Annotated in this window: 13 protein-coding genes, 1 tRNA gene and 1 rRNA gene; 8 read left to right on the forward strand and 7 right to left on the reverse strand. The window is 44.0% G+C overall.

The genetic code is table 11. The annotated features are described in order from the left end of the window. Positions 1-13: 13 nt before the first annotated feature. The 5 genes from P2E05_RS01730 to P2E05_RS01750 are packed head-to-tail and all read right to left on the reverse strand — an operon-like array spanning position 14 to position 4,636. Positions 14-1,030 carry an ABC transporter ATP-binding protein gene (locus P2E05_RS01730; protein ID WP_276122984.1) on the reverse strand — a complete coding sequence of 339 codons (1,017 nt, stop codon included), beginning with the start codon at positions 1,028-1,030 and terminating at the stop codon, positions 14-16. After that, entirely contained in the window at positions 1,030-1,848 is an 819-nt protein-coding gene (locus P2E05_RS01735; protein WP_154624795.1) for an ABC transporter permease, read from the reverse strand. Before P2E05_RS01735 ends, P2E05_RS01730 begins: the two co-directional genes overlap by 1 nt. After that, positions 1,835-2,740: an ABC transporter permease gene (locus tag P2E05_RS01740; protein WP_163860567.1), complete on the reverse strand. Its 906-nt coding sequence runs from the start codon at positions 2,738-2,740 to the stop codon at positions 1,835-1,837. Before P2E05_RS01740 ends, P2E05_RS01735 begins: the two co-directional genes overlap by 14 nt. Next, positions 2,740-3,558, reverse strand: coding sequence for an alkaline phosphatase family protein (locus P2E05_RS01745; protein WP_272658086.1), 819 nt, complete (start codon positions 3,556-3,558; stop codon positions 2,740-2,742). The genes P2E05_RS01740 and P2E05_RS01745 overlap by 1 nt, the downstream gene beginning before the upstream one ends. Positions 3,559-3,583: 25 nt before the next feature. Then, entirely contained in the window at positions 3,584-4,636 is a 1,053-nt protein-coding gene (locus P2E05_RS01750; RefSeq protein ID WP_154624798.1) for an ABC transporter substrate-binding protein, read from the reverse strand. Between the two features lie 354 nt (positions 4,637-4,990). On the opposite strand from P2E05_RS01750, the gene nudC reads away from it, so the two are divergent. The 6 genes from nudC to P2E05_RS01780 all read left to right on the forward strand — a co-directional run bounded on the left by nudC (position 4,991) and on the right by P2E05_RS01780 (position 9,672). Beyond that, positions 4,991-5,770, forward strand: a complete 780-nt coding sequence (nudC, locus tag P2E05_RS01755; protein WP_154624799.1) for an NAD(+) diphosphatase — start codon at positions 4,991-4,993, stop codon at positions 5,768-5,770. Between the two features lie 222 nt (positions 5,771-5,992). Next, positions 5,993-7,057 carry a uroporphyrinogen decarboxylase gene (hemE, locus tag P2E05_RS01760; RefSeq protein WP_154624800.1) on the forward strand — a complete coding sequence of 355 codons (1,065 nt, stop codon included), beginning with the start codon at positions 5,993-5,995 and terminating at the stop codon, positions 7,055-7,057. A 95-nt stretch (positions 7,058-7,152) separates the two neighbouring features. Beyond that, the gene (nfi, locus tag P2E05_RS01765) at positions 7,153-7,824 is read left to right on the forward strand and encodes a deoxyribonuclease V (protein ID WP_196714209.1); all 672 of its coding nucleotides are present in this window, start codon (positions 7,153-7,155) and stop codon (positions 7,822-7,824) included. A gap of 74 nt (positions 7,825-7,898) precedes the next feature. Beyond that, positions 7,899-8,486 carry a YjaG family protein gene (locus P2E05_RS01770; protein WP_154624802.1) on the forward strand — a complete coding sequence of 196 codons (588 nt, stop codon included), beginning with the start codon at positions 7,899-7,901 and terminating at the stop codon, positions 8,484-8,486. A gap of 200 nt (positions 8,487-8,686) precedes the next feature. Beyond that, positions 8,687-8,959, forward strand: coding sequence for an HU family DNA-binding protein (locus P2E05_RS01775; protein WP_004924821.1), 273 nt, complete (start codon positions 8,687-8,689; stop codon positions 8,957-8,959). A gap of 89 nt (positions 8,960-9,048) precedes the next feature. Next, complete coding sequence (locus tag P2E05_RS01780; RefSeq protein WP_154624803.1) at positions 9,049-9,672, forward strand: DUF1481 domain-containing protein; 624 nt, start codon at positions 9,049-9,051, stop codon at positions 9,670-9,672. Positions 9,673-9,904: 232 nt separating this feature from the next. Here the strand turns inward: P2E05_RS01780 and purD are convergent, their stop codons facing one another. Beyond that, positions 9,905-11,188, reverse strand: a complete 1,284-nt coding sequence (gene purD / locus P2E05_RS01785; RefSeq protein WP_163860569.1) for a phosphoribosylamine--glycine ligase — start codon at positions 11,186-11,188, stop codon at positions 9,905-9,907. Positions 11,189-11,207: 19 nt separating this feature from the next. After that, positions 11,208-12,797, reverse strand: a complete 1,590-nt coding sequence (purH, locus tag P2E05_RS01790) for a bifunctional phosphoribosylaminoimidazolecarboxamide formyltransferase/IMP cyclohydrolase (RefSeq protein WP_154624805.1) — start codon at positions 12,795-12,797, stop codon at positions 11,208-11,210. Positions 12,798-13,606: 809 nt separating this feature from the next. Between purH and P2E05_RS01795 the strand changes: the two genes are divergently transcribed. After that, positions 13,607-15,146: ribosomal RNA gene (locus P2E05_RS01795) — 16S ribosomal RNA — on the forward strand. 134 nt (positions 15,147-15,280) lie between these two features. Next, positions 15,281-15,356: transfer RNA gene (locus P2E05_RS01800), tRNA-Glu, on the forward strand. The last annotated feature ends 193 nt before the right edge of the window (positions 15,357-15,549 follow it).

Consider the following 15,549-nt stretch of genomic DNA (forward strand, 5'->3'; position numbering starts at 1 on the left):
TTTTTACGATTCGCTAACTAAATGCACGAATTTCATTCTTGTTAAACATTAACTCTAGGCGAGTACCGGGTTCAAAGAGTCGTTCAGACGAACGATTAAGCAAATCAACCGTCATGTTACCCGCAGCCGTATTGACTGAGTAACGAATAATGTTTCCTAGTAGTTGATGATCAAGAATGATTGCATCAACAGGGTGTGAAATATGATCGCCGTAGTGGCGTCCTGTCTCCTTAACATAGATGGATTCAGGGCGAATAGCGAGTGTGCCTTGTAAATTTAGCCCCAATAAGGCATTCGCTTTATCTGCATCGACAAGGTTATAGTGACCCATAAAACGTGCCACAAACTCATTCGCTGGCTGGGTATAAATATTTTCAGCGGTATCACTCTGGATAATAGCGCCTTTATTCATTAAAAAGATGCGATCAGACATGATCATCGCTTCGTCTTGATCATGAGTCACAAAAATCGTCGTGAGTTTTAATTCACGTTGAATATGGCGAATCTGTTGTCGCAGATGTTTACGAATACGTGCATCAAGTGCTGATAATGGCTCATCTAAGAGTAAAATCTGTGGTTTCATCACCAGTGCTCGTGCAAGGGCTACCCGCTGACGTTGTCCCCCTGAAAGCTGATGAGGAAACTGATGTTCTTTACCTTGTAATTCAACCATTTCAATAACTTCTGCTACTGCTTTTCTTCGTTCCTGACACTCTACTTTGCGCATTTTTAAGCCGAAAGCGATGTTATCTTCAATAGTCATATTCGGAAATAAGGCATAGCTTTGAAAAACCATACCGATCCCACGTTGCTGAGCAGCTTGGTGGGTTATATTTTGACGATTAATATACAGCTCACCATGATCCGGTTGTTCGAGTCCTGCAATACAGCGTAATAATGTCGATTTCCCGCAGCCACTGGGCCCGAGTAAGGTGATGAATTCACCTTTTTCAATTGTGAATTGGATATTTGAGAAGACGTGATTTTGGCTGAATGATTTACTCAAATTTTCAGCAATGACATAACTCATTATTTATCTCCAGAGCGACTCATTCGAGTTGCTAACCATGTGAGAAGCAATGTAAATAGGAAATAAGACATCACTAACGCAGAGGTAAAATGCCCACTGGTTTGACGCATATTAAATAGATAGATTTGCAGGGTTTCATAACGTGTACCGACCAAAATGTTGGCAAAGACGAATTCACCCATTAAAAATGAAAATGAAATTAATAGAGATACCAATAGGCCTTTACGAATATTCGGTAACACAATCAATAAAAAAGCCTTGAAAGTACTTGCACCTAACAAATGTGCCGCATCCATCAAATCATGCAGGTTGATCCCTTGAAAACTGTTTGCTAACGCACGGTACATAAAAGGTAGGGTAATAGTGAAATAAGTACCGATGAGTATCCACGGAGTGCCGACCAACATAAAAGGTTCATCGGCAAAAATTTGTAATAATCCGACGGATGAAACCACCGGTGGAATTGCAAAAGGAAGAATAATCAGGAGATCCATCAATCCTTTTAGTTTCGGGAAACGATAAAACACGGCAAATGTCATCGGTAAAATAACTAGCGTACTCACCAACAGCGTGCCGAAACAGATAATCAGAGAGCGTCCGAAGGCCAACAAAAATCGAGGGTCTTGCCAGAGTTGTAAATACCATTTTAGCGAGAGGGCATCGGGTAACACCGTTGCTCCCCATTGTGTCGCGATAGAATAAATAAATGTCGCCACGATAGGCAGGGCAAGCAGGCTCGCGACGCTAATCAGGATTAATTTATGTAACCAAAGGCCAGACGTTTGGTGTGATTTGGTCGTAAGGCTATAACTTGGCATGATAGCTCCGTTTTAACAGCCAATGATGGATGGCGGTGATAAAACCAAGGATCGCAATCAGCAATACCGATAATGCAGCCGCCATATTAGGCTCTAAGTAGAGGTCACCTGATACAAGGCTAGCGATACGAATCGTAATTAGGTTGTAGTTTCCACTCGTCAGTGCGTAAGTACTGGCATAGGCTCCAACCGCATTAGCGACTAAAATAATAAATGTACCGAGTAATGCAGGCGCGAGGACAGGGATTGCGACTTTGCACCAGTAGGCCAATTTACTGGCTCCCATTGTTTTGGCGGCATCTTCCCATTCCGGTTTTAGCGCATCAAAAGCAGGGTAGAGTAATAGGATCCCAAGTGGAATTTGAAAATAAATATACAGTACCATTAACCCACTAGCGCTATAGATATTGAACTCTTCAATGATCCCCCACGCCTTGAGTTGTAAAGTAATCGCACCGTTAAAACCGAGAATAATGATAAAGGCAAACGCGAGGGGGACACCGCTGAAATTACTGGCCATGGTAGTAAAAGAGATCATCATGCTGCGAATTCGCCCCTGCATTTTATAAATAGAAAAGGCAGTGATAGCGGAAACGAGCAACCCAACGATACTACAAATGACTGATAGCCATAATGTATTTTCAAAGGCCTGCAAATAAAAATCGTTGCTAACAATCTCAGCATAATTCGCAAAAGACCAACTTTCTTCATAGATAAAACTATTAACCAATACCCAAATCATTGGTGCGATTTGAAATAGACAAAATAAAATGAAAAAAGGTACGGTTAAAAGTGCCGCTTGCCAGCGCAAACGCGAGAAACATTTTTTGCCCATCAGTATTCTCCCCAGCGGGGAGCTGGCTTGCTCACAAGGGGGGCTAACATCCGCCATTAGTTACCTCCTACCAATAATTCGTTACAGACTTGTTTATCTGCATGATCAATATTGAGTAGAGTACAAATGGTTCCACAGAGCGCGGTTTGTTCAATATGGCATTGCGCATGATGTGAAAACTTACCCCCAATAACAAACAATGGAACATGTCGTTCTTCTGGGAGTATGCCACCATGGCTATGATCCTTATTCATACCATGATCGCTGGTAATGATGATTTGATAGCCTTGCTCAATCCATGTTGGGAGATAATTCGCGAGGATAATATCCGCCTTCCGTGCACTATTACGATATTGTGAGGAGTCCAGTCCGAATTTATGGCCTGTATCATCAATATTCATTGGATGGATCAATAAGAAATCAGGATGATATTGGGTACGTAGATATTCAGCATCGACGAACAGATGATCATCGGGGTAATGATCCGCTTGATAAAAGCAGCCATATTGAATTGCGAGTTGTGTATCGCAAGTAAAGCGGTCTCGAGTGGCGACAAAAGGCGCTCTATTGTACAGTTCACTAACCCAATAATAGGCCGCAGCGGCAGTGGTTTTTTCTGCTTTTCGTGCAAGTGAAAAAATACTTTCAAAGTGGGATAAACGTACGATGTCATTATTGACAATGCCGCTATTTGCAGGAGAAATCCCCGTCAAAATGCATTCATATAGAGGCCGAGACATCGAGGGCAACTCACTCTCCATTTTATAAAGCGTGGCTTGGTCAGCTTCAATCAATGCATTGAGATAGCCCATGCAATCATGGGCTACTGAATAGGTTAGGCCGTCAAGGACAACAAGTATAACTTTATCAGACATGAGAAATTTTATTCCTAAAGGCACATTATTGCTGGTGAATTAAGACTTGTTGTTGCCACATTTTGGGTAATGTGCGAGAAGATTTTTCCCACCCTTCGGCATCTTTAATGGGGTGCACATTCTTATATTGTTCATCCGGTAACAATTTAGCTTTAATATCATCGGGTAATGTTAGATATTCGGCACGAATAGGACGCGCATAACCTTCCGCTAAATTGATTTGTCCCTTGTCACTAAAGATAAATTCACGCGCTAATTTTGCTGCATTAGGGTTTTTTGCATATTTATTAATGATGGTGGTGTAGCCAGAAATAACAGAGCCATCAGAGGGAATGACAACCGTAAAACGATCACGATTGATTTGGTCACGATAATTTAGCGCATTGAAATCCCAGAGGATACCAACTTCAACTTCGCCTTTTTCGATATTGGCGACCGTAGGGTCATTAACGGATAGACGTTTTTGTTTGGCTAATTCACCAAAAAACTCGATAGCAGGCTGTAAATTGTTTTCATCACCACCACGAGCAAAAGCAGCGGCTAAGACAGCATTATTCGCTTGGGCGGCAATACCCACATCACCCACAGTCACTCTATATTTGCCTTTCAATAGGTCATCCCAACTTTTTGGGGCATCTTTGACGAGATCGTTGTTAATCATAAAGGCGATCGTTCCAGTATAAGCGAGGGCCCAGTGACCCTCTTTATCTTTTGCCCAATCAGGAATTTGTGACCATGTGGTAGGTTTGTAAGGCTGAGTAACCCCTTTTAGTACGGCAACAGGGCCAAATGATGCACCCACATCACCAATATCGGCAGTGGCGTTGTTTTTCTCTGCGGCAAACTTTGCAATTTCTTGTGCAGAGCTCATGTCCGTATCTTGATGTTTCAATCCGTAGGTTTTTTCGAGATCTTGCCAAGTTCCTTTCCAGTTAGCCCAAGTGTCTGGCATACCAACACTGTAAACTTGTCCTTCTTGTTTGGCTGCATTAATTAATGGGGTTAAATCAGCATCATTCGCTAAAGCAAGGCTTGATGTTGTTAGAGAAATCAAAACAGCAGGTACGATCGCTTTCATTTTCTTCTCACTATAGTGGAGGCGTATTGGTTAATTAGCATGCTAATTTTCTAACGTGACAGTGAGTTGACGGTTTTGTGACACTTTTTCGATATTTTGTGGAAGAAATTGTCTAAAAAGTGTCAAAAATAACCACTAAAAATGACGCATTACATCGTATTAGGCCACGCGTTTTTACATCCATTCATGACGTTAACTACCGACAGCGTATAGATCATGGATTGACGGCGTGCACGCTCCCTTTTTCACTAGCAGCGATAGTGTGATGCTTCATTTACAGGTTGCCTAGTTGCTCCTCCAGATATTTAATAGAGAAAGAGTAAAAATTGTTTATATCAATAAAAGATGTGAAAAATGAAAAAAGTAACATTAGTTGGAACAGAGCAAGGCTGGTGGTTTGTTTGTTTTGCTGGACGTTTATGGTTACCACAAGGCGATGTGCCGCATGGAACGGCAAGTGACTGGTTATTATCCGGAAAAATTGCAACGCCGATTGGTGAGTGGCAAGGTGAAACCGTTTGGCTGATTGCTGAAAAAATGCCCGCAGATATGGCATCGCCTCGTTTGGTCGCTTCACAAGATGAAGGGTTGTTTCGTTTAGCGGGAAGAGGGGTACAACTCGCGGAATTTTACCGTTCACATCGCTATTGTGGATACTGTGGAACGGCGATGCGCCATAGTACAACCGAATGGGCATGTCTTTGTGACCATTGTCATGAGCGCTATTATCCACAAATTGCTCCTTGCATTATTGTCGCTATTCGTCGTGATGACCACATATTACTGGCTCAGCATCGTCGCCATACTCAAAACCCTCTCTTTACTGTGCTTGCGGGGTTTGTTGAAGTCGGTGAAACATTAGAAGAGGCTGTTGCGCGCGAAGTCATGGAAGAAAGTGGTATCAAAGTTCGCCATATTCGCTATGTGTCTTCTCAGCCTTGGCCATTTCCACACTCTTTGATGATGGGGTTTCTTGCCGATTATGAAAGCGGTGAAATCAACGTTGATCCGAAGGAATTAGTCAGTGCTGGGTGGTATCACTACAACAATTTACCGAAAATCCCTCCGAGTGACACTATTGCGAGACGTTTAATTGAGGATACCGTGGCACTCTGTCGCCAAGAGGACTATTGAGCGCCTAAATTGCCTAGGCGCTGATATTGTTATCTTTAACATGATATACTGAGCTTGCTTCAAGTTGTCGTGTTGTTGACTATGTTCATGTGTTTGCGTTGTATAACTATCAATGATCGAGTGACTCACCCTCTTGTTGCTTAGCAGCATCTCAAATTTTTGGAGTATACGAGTGTCACCCTTAGCCATTTGCGGCGGCCACTGATTATAATGGAGTAAATAATGACTGAGTTGAAAAATGACCGCTATCTACGTGCCTTGCTACGTCAGCCTGTAGATACCACCCCTGTATGGATGATGCGTCAAGCAGGGCGTTACCTACCGGAGTACAAAGCAACTCGCGCACAGGCTGGTGATTTTATTTCTCTGTGCAAAAACACTGAACTGGCCTGTGAAGTGACACTTCAGCCATTACGCCGTTTTCCATTAGATGCTGCAATTCTCTTTTCTGATATTCTGACTATTCCCGATGCAATGGGGCTTGGTCTCTATTTTGAGACAGGGGAAGGTCCTCGTTTCAAAAAGCCCATTACGAGCCTGAGTGATATTAAAAAGATTCCTGTACCTGACCCTGAAATGGAACTGGGTTATGTGATGGATGCGGTTAGAGCGATCCGTAAAGCGCTGAATGGCGATGTACCTCTTATTGGTTTTTCGGGAAGTCCTTGGACCCTTGCCACTTACATGATTGAAGGTGGAAGCAGTAAAGCATTCACTAAAATCAAAAAAATGATGTATGAAGAGCCAAATGCCCTTCACTTATTGCTCGATAAGCTAGCGGATAGCGTTATTTTATATTTAAATGCGCAAATTCGTGCGGGTGCTCAATCGGTGATGATCTTTGACACATGGGGTGGTGTACTGACAAAGCGTGATTACCAACAATTCTCGCTCCACTATATGCATAAGATCATTGATGGCCTACAGCGTGAAAACGAAGGTCGCCGTGTGCCTGTGACGTTATTTACAAAGGGGGGCGGGCAATGGCTAGAAGAGATGGCGGCAACGGGGTGTGATGCTTTAGGATTGGATTGGACAACGGAAATTGCCGATGCGCGCCGTCGTGTTGGTGATAAAGTTGCATTGCAGGGCAATATGGATCCATCAATGTTATATGCGCCAGTACCGCGTATCGAAGAAGAAGTTAAAAATATACTTGCAGGCTTTGGTCAAGGTAATGGGCATGTCTTTAACTTAGGCCATGGTATTCATCAAGATGTTCCGCCTGAGCATGCGGGAGCATTCGTAGAAGCCGTTCATCGTTTTTCACGTCAATACCATCAATAGTTGATCGGTTTTTAAACAGCGTACTGATATATTCTTGTAAGTACGCTGTTATCTTCTATCATTAATCGTTAATCATATTTAGTATTGAGTTCACCATGACAATAGATACCCACTTGTTGCGACAACAGCAAATAGAAAACGCACAACGGGTTGTATTACGTGATGAGGATTTACAACCGACTTTGATTGGTGGAGCCGATGTTGGTTTTGAACAACAAGGCGCTATCACACGTGCGGTGATAGCGGTTTTATCTTGGCCCGACTTACAATTGGTTGAATATCAGATTGCACGAATACCGACTCAGTTACCTTATATCCCTGGATTACTCTCTTTTCGTGAAGTGCCCGGGTTGGTAGCGGCTTGGGAACAACTCAATCATAAACCTGAATTAGTGTTAGTTGATGGGCAAGGAATCGCTCATCCTCGACGTTTTGGTGTTGCATGCCATTTTGGCTTACAGGTTGATATTCCCACAATCGGGGTTGCTAAAAGTCGATTGTATGGCGACTATAAATTGGTCGATGAGGAAAAAGACAGTGTCCAACCACTGACCCATGGAGAAGAACCACTTGGATGGGTGCTGAGAAGCAAAAAGCGTTGTAACCCACTGTTTATTTCGCCAGGTCACAAAGTGAGTGTTGACTCTTCCTTAAAATGGGTCGAAGGTTGTTTGAAGGGCTACAGACTCCCAGAGCCAACACGTTTTGCGGATGGAATTGCCTCGAATCGAGCGTTTTTTGAGCGAATGAAAGGGAAATCTAGCTAATTATCAGCAAAATATGTGGCATTGTCCGATTTTCAGGTAAACTGCGAAGCATTAAGATTGATGAGTCAGAAATTATGTTAAGAAATCCCATTCATTTGAGGTTGGAAAAACTAGAAAGCTGGCAACATGTTACTTTTATGGCATGCTTGTGCGAAAGAATGTACCCCAACTTTCAAATGTTTTGCCAACAAAGTTCGTTTGCTGATGCAAAAGTTTACCGCGCCATACTTGATTTGGTTTGGGAAACACTGGTCGTAAAAGATAGCAAAATTAATTTCGACAATCAGTTAGAAAAATTAGAGGAAATCATCCCATCGGCTGATGATTTTGACATGTATGGCGTTTATCCAGCGATTGATGCTTGTATTGCCTTAGGCGAAGTCATTCACTCTAAATTAAGCGGTGAGACCCTGAGTCATGCTATTGCGGTTAGTGAAGTGTCGATTCGTACCGTTGCTATGCTCGAAATGACGCAAGCCGGAAAGGAAATGTCAGAGCAGGAACTAAAAGAATTATCCTCTGTTGAGGAGGAATGGGATATCCAGTGGGAAATTTTCCGTTTACTGGCTGCCTGTGAAGAGCGAGACTTAGAGTTAATTAATGGATTAAAAGCTGACCTCCGCGAGGCGGGAGTCAGTAATATTGGCATTGCAATCAGCTAATTTTCGCGTTTTCATTGATAAAACGTGACTTAGAGCAGTAATGCTGATGACTAAGACTTCACATTTGCCCCTAGACTGGTCTACATTTAGGGGCAAGAAGAGAAGTGGCTATCGGGGGCGTGTATCAGGGGCTGTCAATTTGGCATATCCGACGCACTCGATGCTTTGCAAACGATAAACACACTGTGTAAGGATAATTTATGAACAAGACTGAATTAGTTGATGCTATCGCAGAATCAGCAGATCTGACTAAAGTACAGGCAAAAGCAGCATTAGAATCAACACTGAATGCTATCTCAGAAACGCTGAAAAAAGGCGAGCAAGTACAACTGGTCGGTTTCGGTACTTTCAAAGTCAGCCACCGTGCAGAGCGTACCGGTCGTAACCCGCAAACTCGCGAAGAAATCACTATCCCAGCAACTAACGTTCCTGCTTTCTCTGCCGGTAAAGCACTGAAAGAAGCGGTAAAATAAGAAAGTTGCAAACAAGAATTATCAGGAGGGGGAGACTACGACCCCTTTTGTTCATTCGGAAAGGGTTGCTGGTATTGGGAGCACTCTCAATGCTCAGCGCCTGTTCTTCTCGCTCTAACTTCCCTGAATTTAGTGCAAGTGGATTTATCGCTGATAATGGCGTAATCCGTATGTGGCGTCTGAACGATGCTAAACATGATCCTCAAGTGCTAATGGTGGTTTACAGCCCCTATAAAGGCACCGATACCTCAGTTAATTTCTTTGAATACCGTTCAGGTCAGCTTTGGCAAATCCGTAGCCAGATCTTAAATGCAGGCGAACAAGAAATCATGGAACAGCTTCGCTTTGATAAAAACGATGATGTCGTTTTTATGCAACGCGTAGAAAAAGATCGCAAAACAGCCCTGTCGTCTGATGATATTATCCGCTGGCGTTTTGAAGCGAAACGTATTCTCGATATTAATACAGCCCTAGTTGTTGGTGATGTTAAGTTGTATCAAGGTCACTGGTCACAAGACAAAGTGGTTACTTGTGAAGGCGATACCAAAAAAGTCATCTTTGAGCCTTATGCTCAGAATTGGTTAGAAAATCGGGCAAAGGTGTGGCATAAGCAATTAAATATTGCTTGGTTGGAATCGCCCGAAGGAAATCAGCTTTTGATGGTAGCAGATACGGATTTTTGTCGCTGGCAACCTAGTAAAGATTCATTGTAATCTCACCGCTTGTCGTCTTTCGCATTCTCACGTTGTTGGCTTCAGCAACTCACCCCCAGTCACATACCTGTGTATACTCCTGAAGATAAGTTACTGTGCCGCCTAGTTAGGCAACGAAATACTTAGAGCTTTTGTCTGTTAGAAACAAAAACAGAAATACAATAAAAAAGCTGATAAAGCGGTTTTGTTGAAACCTGTTTATCAGCTTAATGGACTGAGTTTTTTGTGGTCGTTACTTCAAACGTGCAATGGCACGATAGCCAATATCTTTACGGTAAAAACTGCCATCCCAATGGATATTTGCCGCGGCTTGATAGGCTTTTTGCTGTGCTTGAGCAATATCATTACCGAGGGCTGTGACACACAGTACGCGCCCGCCAGCCGTTACGACATCGCCATCTTTCAGTTTTGTTCCCGCATGGAACACTTTGCTATCTGTCGCTTCTTCGGTTGGTAAGCCGAGGATCACATCACCGTTACGATAGTCGCCAGGGTAACCACCCGCAGCAATAACAATGCCTAATGCAGGGCGCTCATCCCATGATGAACCCTTACCTGCTAACTCACCTTTTGCGCCAGCAAGACATAATTCAACGAGATCAGATTGTAGACGCATCATAATTGGCTGAGTTTCAGGATCACCAAAACGGCAGTTAAACTCGATAACTTTTGGATTGCCTGCTTTGTCAATCATGAGTCCTGCATAGAGGAAACCTTGATAGCGATGACCTTCTGCATCCATCCCTTGCACTGTTGGATAGATAACTTGTTCCATAACGCGTTGGTGGATCTCATCTGTCACAACAGGAGCGGGGGAATATGCCCCCATACCGCCAGTATTCAATCCGGTATCACCATCACCAACACGTTTGTGATCTTGACTGGTTGCCATAGGAATAACATTTTCACCATCCACCATGACGATAAAACTGGCTTCTTCGCCATCAAGGAATTCCTCAATAACGATACGATGACCTGCATCACCAAATGCATTACCCGCAAGCATATCCTGTACGGCATCTTTAGCTTCTTCGAGCGTCATCGCGACGATCACACCTTTACCCGCAGCAAGTCCATCGGCTTTAATTACGATGGGGGCACCGACTCTATCTAAGTAGGCTAATGCTGGTTCTACCTCGGTAAAATTTTGATAGGCAGCGGTTGGGATATTATGGCGAGCTAAGAAGTCCTTAGTAAAAGCCTTAGAGCCTTCTAGCTGAGCCGCTCCTTGAGTCGGCCCAAAAATGGTTAGGCCTGCTTTTTGAAATGCGTCAACCACCCCAAGTACTAAAGGCGCCTCAGGCCCAACAATGGTTAAGCCAATTTGCTTTTCTTTTGCAAACGTTAATAAACCATCAATATCAGTTGCAGAAATAGCAACATTTTCCAGTGATGGTTCTAATGCAGTACCTGCATTACCTGGAGCGACATAAACTTTATCTGCAAGCGGAGATTGTGCCGCTTTCCACGCTAAAGCATGTTCGCGGCCGCCACCACCAATAATTAAAATATTCATACTGTTACCCCACGTTAAATTAATGGCGGAAATGACGCATATTCGTGAAAATCATGGCAATACCATGTTCGTTAGCGGCATCAATGACTTCGTTATCGCGAATAGAGCCTCCAGGCTGGATCACGCAAGTGACACCAACTGCTGCTGCTGCATCAATACCATCTCGGAATGGGAAAAAGGCATCGGATGCCATTGCACAACCTGCGACTTCTAAGCCTTCATCGGCGGCTTTGATACCCGCTATTTTGGCTGAGTAGACTCGACTCATTTGGCCTGCACCAATTCCAATTGTCATATCGTTTTTGGCATACACAATCGCATTGGACTTCACAAATTTAGCCACCTTCCAGCAGAACATAGCATCTTTTAATTCACGTTCAGTCGGTTGACGTTTTGTGACTACACGTAGCTCATCGGCCTGAACCATGCCTAAATCACGATCTTGTACTAGCAAACCGCCATTAACACGTTTGAAATCTAGCCCCGCAATAGGTTTATTCCACTCTCCACAGGTCAGAACTCGAACATTTTGCTTTGTTGCTAATATAGAAAGCGCATCGTCTGCAACGGTTGGCGCGATAATGACTTCAACGAATTGACGTTCAATAATGGCTTCGGCGGTCGTTTTATCTAGCATACGGTTAAATGCGATAATGCCACCAAAAGCCGAAGTTGGATCGGTTTTAAATGCACGTTCATACGCCGCGTGGATGTTGTTACCGATTGCAACACCACAAGGGTTAGCGTGTTTGACTATCACACACGCAGGCTCTTCAAAAGATTTTACGCATTCCAAAGCGGCATCTGTGTCCGCTATATTATTATAAGACAATGCCTTGCCTTGGATCTGTGTCGCTGTTGCGATAGACGCTTCTTGAGGATTTTCTTCTATATAGAAAGCGGCATCTTGATGGCTGTTTTCGCCATAGCGCATATCTTGTTTTTTAATGAAATTTAAATTCAAGGTACGAGGAAAGCGTCCGGAAGGCTGTGTTGTATCACCATAATAAGGAGCGACTAGCTCACCAAAATAGTTAGCAATCATGCTGTCATACGCAGCGGTATGTTCGAATGCTTTAATTGCAAGGTCAAAACGTGTGGACCAATTTAATGAATTATCGTGATTATCGAGTTCTTCTATGATTTTTTCGTAATCAAGGCAGTTAACAACAATCGCGACATCTTTATGGTTTTTAGCCGCAGAGCGAACCATTGTTGGCCCACCAATATCGATGTTCTCAACAGCATCTTCTAAAGTGCAATTAGGTTTGGCAACTGTTTGTGCGAATGGATATAAATTTACAACGACCATATCTATCGGCTCGATAGCATGCTGTTGCATGATAGCATCATCTATACCTCGGCGGCCTAAAATACCACCATGCACTTTAGGGTGTAGTGTTTTTACTCGCCCATCCATCATTTCAGGGAACCCCGTATAGTCTGAAACTTCGGTAACGTTTAACCCTGACTCTGCAAGCAGTTTTGCGGTTCCACCGGTAGAGAGCAGTTCAACACCTCGCTGAGAAAGCGCCTTAGCGAATTCAACAACACCTGTTTTATCAGAAACACTGAGAAGGGCACGACGAATAGGACGAAGCTGTTGCATGAGATAGATCCCTTGGATAAGAAAGCAATAAAACCGTAAGAGTTAGTGGAAAGAGTAAAATGACTCTTCTTATATATATCTATTGTGTGTTGCCATCGCTTAAATGCATCAACATCGTAATAGATAGAGATAACCTACTAACAATTTCAGAACATAAAAACAAAATCAACGATGAATTTTCAGGCTAATTGTAACGCAAACGTTTGCGTAATGCGCGTTATATTTTAATTATTTTTATGATTGTGGATAACATTGTGAATAAGACTGTATAAGGGGGTGTTTTGCTGTGGAATGCATCAATCAAACAAAAAAGTGAAAAAAAGAGTTGCCAGAATTTCCTGACTCCCTATAATGCGCATCCGTTGTCACGACAAACCGCTTCGGTGGTCAGGTTGAAAAAGAAACCCTCGTGATGACTGAGGTGAAAAAGAGAGAAAAAGTTGAAAATAATCACTTGACTTTCTGACAGAAAAACGTAGTATACGACACCTCGCGACAACAACCTAAACGGTTAATATCGAAAGATAAAGTCGCAACGCTCTTTAACAATTTATCAGACAATCTGTGTGGGCACTCACAGGACACTATCAAAAAAATATTTGATTTTAAGTCTTGAAGAGTGACTAACACGTTAATTCATATATGAACTAACAATGTGCAATTCGATTGTGGAAGGATAACGCGAAGGCGAGTGAGCATTTCCGAGACAGTACTGAGGTACGGCGAGGAAAGCGGAGCGAAGCCGACAAAGTTAGCCGAACAGAAGCGAATTGATAAACAGTTTAATTCTTTGAGCATCAGACTACTTTTAATTGAAGAGTTTGATCATGGCTCAGATTGAACGCTGGCGGCAGGCCTAACACATGCAAGTCGAGCGGTAACAGGGGAAGCTTGCTTCTCGCTGACGAGCGGCGGACGGGTGAGTAATGTATGGGGATCTGCCCGATAGAGGGGGATAACTACTGGAAACGGTGGCTAATACCGCATAATCTCTAAGGAGCAAAGCAGGGGACCTTCGGGCCTTGCGCTATCGGATGAACCCATATGGGATTAGCTAGTAGGTGGGGTAATGGCTCACCTAGGCGACGATCCCTAGCTGGTCTGAGAGGATGATCAGCCACACTGGGACTGAGACACGGCCCAGACTCCTACGGGAGGCAGCAGTGGGGAATATTGCACAATGGGCGCAAGCCTGATGCAGCCATGCCGCGTGTATGAAGAAGGCCCTAGGGTTGTAAAGTACTTTCAGTCGGGAGGAAGGCGTTGATGCTAATATCATCAACGATTGACGTTACCGACAGAAGAAGCACCGGCTAACTCCGTGCCAGCAGCCGCGGTAATACGGAGGGTGCAAGCGTTAATCGGAATTACTGGGCGTAAAGCGCACGCAGGCGGTTGATTAAGTTAGATGTGAAATCCCCGGGCTTAACCTGGGAATGGCATCTAAGACTGGTCAGCTAGAGTCTTGTAGAGGGGGGTAGAATTCCATGTGTAGCGGTGAAATGCGTAGAGATGTGGAGGAATACCGGTGGCGAAGGCGGCCCCCTGGACAAAGACTGACGCTCAGGTGCGAAAGCGTGGGGAGCAAACAGGATTAGATACCCTGGTAGTCCACGCTGTAAACGATGTCGATTTGGAGGTTGTGCCCTTGAGGTGTGGCTTCCGGAGCTAACGCGTTAAATCGACCGCCTGGGGAGTACGGCCGCAAGGTTAAAACTCAAATGAATTGACGGGGGCCCGCACAAGCGGTGGAGCATGTGGTTTAATTCGATGCAACGCGAAGAACCTTACCTACTCTTGACATCCAGAGAACTTAGCAGAGATGCTTTGGTGCCTTCGGGAACTCTGAGACAGGTGCTGCATGGCTGTCGTCAGCTCGTGTTGTGAAATGTTGGGTTAAGTCCCGCAACGAGCGCAACCCTTATCCTTTGTTGCCAGCGATTCGGTCGGGAACTCAAAGGAGACTGCCGGTGATAAACCGGAGGAAGGTGGGGATGACGTCAAGTCATCATGGCCCTTACGAGTAGGGCTACACACGTGCTACAATGGCGTATACAAAGAGAAGCGACCTCGCGAGAGCAAGCGGAACTCATAAAGTACGTCGTAGTCCGGATTGGAGTCTGCAACTCGACTCCATGAAGTCGGAATCGCTAGTAATCGTAGATCAGAATGCTACGGTGAATACGTTCCCGGGCCTTGTACACACCGCCCGTCACACCATGGGAGTGGGTTGCAAAAGAAGTAGGTAGCTTAACCTTCGGGAGGGCGCTTACCACTTTGTGATCCATGACTGGGGTGAAGTCGTAACAAGGTAACCGTAGGGGAACCTGCGGTTGGATCACCTCCTTACCATTGAAGTGTTCCTGTGAAGTGTTCACACAGATTGTCTGATGAAAAGTAGAGCAATAGGCTATACGTGGGAGACTTACCACAGGGTAAGACTTGCATGAAATAGGCCACAACATGGTTGTGCAATATTTCGTGTCCCCTTCGTCTAGAGGCCTAGGACACCGCCCTTTCACGGCGGTAACAGGGGTTCGAATCCCCTAGGGGACGCCAATTGCGCCGATATCGAGTGAAAGACGATGTCCTCAATAATGATTAAACTAATTCACTGAGTTAGTTTAACAATTATGCTCTTTAACAATCTGGAACAAGCTGAAAATTGAAACAACGCACATTGTTTATCGCTTAAACAATGTGAGAGTCTCTCAAAAATCTCAACGCGAATGCTGTTTTGTCATGATGGCAA

The organism is Providencia stuartii (assembly GCF_029277985.1).
Lineage (GTDB): Bacteria > Pseudomonadota > Gammaproteobacteria > Enterobacterales > Enterobacteriaceae > Providencia > Providencia zhejiangensis.